The organism is Streptomyces sp. GC420, from assembly GCF_009916105.1.
In the GTDB taxonomy this organism is placed as follows: Bacteria; Actinomycetota; Actinomycetes; order Streptomycetales; family Streptomycetaceae; genus Streptomyces.
In genome coordinates this window covers 1-3,350 of record NZ_JAAAXQ010000579.1, presented here as the reverse complement: position 1 = coordinate 3,350, position 3,350 = coordinate 1, and the positions used below count along the sequence as shown (strand labels likewise).

Annotated in this window: 2 protein-coding genes; both read left to right on the top strand. The window is 74.0% G+C overall.

What is annotated here, in order from left to right:
• Nucleotides 1-1,988: FG-GAP-like repeat-containing protein (locus GUY61_RS36400; RefSeq protein ID WP_166634577.1), on the top strand; the 1,988-nt coding region annotated here is incomplete at its 5' end.
• Between the two features lie 153 nt (nt 1,989-2,141).
• Complete coding sequence (locus GUY61_RS36395) at nt 2,142-2,801, top strand: TIGR03086 family metal-binding protein (RefSeq protein WP_166634576.1); 660 nt, start codon at nt 2,142-2,144, stop codon at nt 2,799-2,801.
• Nucleotides 2,802-3,350: the final 549 nt, after the last annotated feature.

Sequence of the window (3,350 nt, the reverse complement as noted above, 5' to 3'; positions counted from 1 at the left end):
CCCCCTCGCCCAGCGCGAGCGTGCCCACCGCACCGCCGTCCACCGTGACCCAGCCGCCGGTGATCGGCCGCGCCGCGTGGGGCGCCGACGAGACGACGGTCGACGATCCGCCCTCGTACATCGAGAAGGTCGAGGCGGTCTTCGTCCACCACACGGTCGGGACGAACAGCTACAGCTGCGCCCAGTCCGCCTCGCTCGTGCGCGGCATCATGGCGTACCACATCGAGTCGGAGGGCTGGAACGACCTCGGCTACAACTTCCTGGTCGACAAGTGCGGCCAGATCTTCGAGGGCCGCGCGGGCGGCGTCGACCTTCCGGTGATGGGCGCGCACACCTACGGCTTCAACGGCTACTCCGCCGGCATCGCCGTCCTCGGCGACTTCCAGGGCGACTCCGCCAAGGGCATCCCGGCCGGGAGGCCGAGCCGCGCCACTCTCGAGTCCGTGGCCCGGGTGGCGGCCTGGAAGCTCGGCCAGTACGGCGGCGACCCGACGGGCACCGTCACGCTGACCGCCAAGGCCGACACCGGCGTCTGGAAGTCGGGCCAGCAGGCAACGATCAACCAGATCTCCGGGCACCGGGACGCCTTCGCGACCGCCTGCCCCGGCACCAACCTCTACTCCAAGCTCGCGGAGATCCGCCGCTTCGCAGCCTCCAAGGGCGCGAACTCCGCGATCCCGACGGCGGACTTCAACCGTGACGGCGTGACCGACCTGGTGGCGGGCACTCCGAAGGTCTCCGACGGCTCCGGCTCGCTGACCGTCGTACCCGGTGGCACGGACGGTCCCGTGGACACCGCGAAGCGGACGCTGACGCAGAACAGCTCCGGCGTGCCCGGCGCTTCCGAGTCCGGTGACAGCTTCGGCGCCGCGAGCGCGTGGGGCGACGTCAACGGGGACGGATTCGCGGACCTGGCGATCGGCGCGCCGGGGGAGGACGACGCCTCCGGCAACGCCGACCGGGGTGCGGTGACCGTGCTGTACGGGCCGGGGCTTAACACCGGGTTCTCGTACACCACCACGGGCGTGACGGCGGCCGCCGCCAAGCTCGGCTCCACCGTCGCGGTCGGCGACTTCGACGGCGACGGCAAGGCGGACGTCTTCGCCGCGGGCACCGGCAAGGGCGGCAACTGGAACGCGCGGCAGAGCGGCGGCGGCACCAAGTACGGCACGCTGACCGGCGCCACCGGCTCCGTCGCGTACATGGACGCGGCCACCGGCGACTTCAACCGCGACGGGTACGCGGACGTGGCGCTCAACTACCGCGACGCCACCGGCATCGGCCGCGTCACCTGGTTCAAGGGCTCCTCGGCCGGCCTGTCCAAGGTCGGCACGATCTCCGTCAAGGGCGGCCGCTCCATCGCCGCGGGCGACGTCAACGGCAACGGCTACGACGACATCGTCATCGGCCAGCCGTACGCCTCCGAGTCCGGCGCCGCGGCCGGCGGCCAGGTCACCGTGGTGCCCGGCACCTCGACCGGCTTCACCACCACCGGGATGCGCACGGTCCATCAGGACACGTCCGGCGTCCCCGGGGCCGCCGAGTCCGGTGACGCGATGGGCTGGTCCGTCTCGGCCGGCGACTACAACCTCGACGGGTACGCGGACGTCCTGACCGGCCTGCCGGGCGAGGACCTGACCCGAAGCGGCACCAACCGCGGCAACGCGGGCTCCTCCCTGCTGCTGCGCGGCTCGTCCACCGGCCTTACCGGCTCCGGGGCACTGATGTACTCACAGGACACCTCCGGCATCGCGGGCGCCTCCGAGTCCGGCGACAAGGTCGGCTCCTCCGTGGTCCTCCAGGACCTCTCCGGCTGGGGCCGCGCCGATCTCGCCGTCGGCGCCGAGGGCGAGGACGGTGGCAACGGCACGATCCTGCAGCTGGACAGCGGCAGCTCCGGGGTCTCCGCCTCGGGCGGTGTCTACTACGGCTCCGGCACCCTGGGCCTGCCGTCGGGCTCCGGGCTCGGCCGGACCCTGACGCCGTGAGCGGCTGACGCTCCGCCCGGCCGGCTCCCGTCACGGACCGGCCGTGTCACTGACCGGCCCCGTCATGGACCGGCCCTTTCACCCGGCGGCCCGGACTCCGATGAGTCCGGGCCGCCGGTTCCGTCTTTACGGGGAGAGCGAGAGGAGCACACCATGACCCCCACGCGACCCGGAACAACCGAGACGCCCGACACACCCGGGACGCCCGCGACCGGTGTTCTCGACCTCGGCCCCGCGGCCCGGCAGGTCGCCCTGCTCGCCGACGGCGTCCGCGACGACCGGCTCTCGGACCCGACACCGTGCCCCGCCTTCGCGGTGCGCAATCTGCTCGCACATCTCGTGGGGCTGAGCGCCGCCTTCCGCGACGCGGGCCGCAAGGCAGTGGGCCCGTCCACGGCCACCGACCCCTCGGCCGTCGTCCCGGACATCGGGCCGGGATGGCGGGAGCGGCTCCGGCTGAATCTGGACGCGATGGCGGAGGTCTGGCGCGACCCCGCCGCGTGGGACGGCACGACGCAGGCCGGCGGTTTCACCCTGCCCGCCGCGCAGGCCGGGCGCATCGCCCTGAACGAGCTGGTGGTGCACGGCTGGGACCTGGCCCGCGCCACCGGTCAGCCCTACGAGCCCGACCCGGACGCGGTGGAGGCCTCGTACGACCTGCTCGCACCGGCCGCCCACGCCCCGGCCGCCGAGCGCGGCCCCTTCGGGCCCGTGGTGGAGGTTCCGGCGGACGCGCCGCTGCTCGACCGGGTTGTGGGGCTCAGCGGGCGCGACCCGTCGTGGGCGCCCGTCCCGCCGAGCGCCAGCAGGTAGTCCTCCTCGAAGGACAGGCCGACCAGCCGTGTGCCGCCGTCGGTGAAGGAGACCCGGATCACCGGGTGGTCCCGTATCTCGTGGGAGTCCGCGGGAAAGCTCCGGCCCAGTCCTTCCAGCCCGTGTCCCGGGCAGACCGCGTCGGGCGGCAGCTCGATCGCCAGGCGCAGCGGCCGTTCGGCGGTGACGCGCATCCAGCCGTCCCGGACCTCGGGCACCGGCTCGCCCTCCGGTCCGTCCAGGTACGGCGTGAGGCGGGGCGCCCCCGCGATAAGGCCCTGGCCGTGCGGGCCGTACACCTCCACGGACGCGCTGCCGACGGGCGGCGGGGAGGTCAGGGTCAGCGGGCGCCTCCCCGCCGAGACGAGGACGTGGACGGTGAAGGTGCCGGCGTCCTCGCCGCCGTCCTTGAGGTATTCGTGGCCGCCGTAGGCGATCGCAGGGCCCCCGCGCGGCCCTGGGGGCGAGGCCTCGTCCGAGGGCTTGTGCACCTGCCACCGCTCCTGGCCGCAGGCCGCGAGGAATCCCTTGCCCGGGGCGGGCGGGACG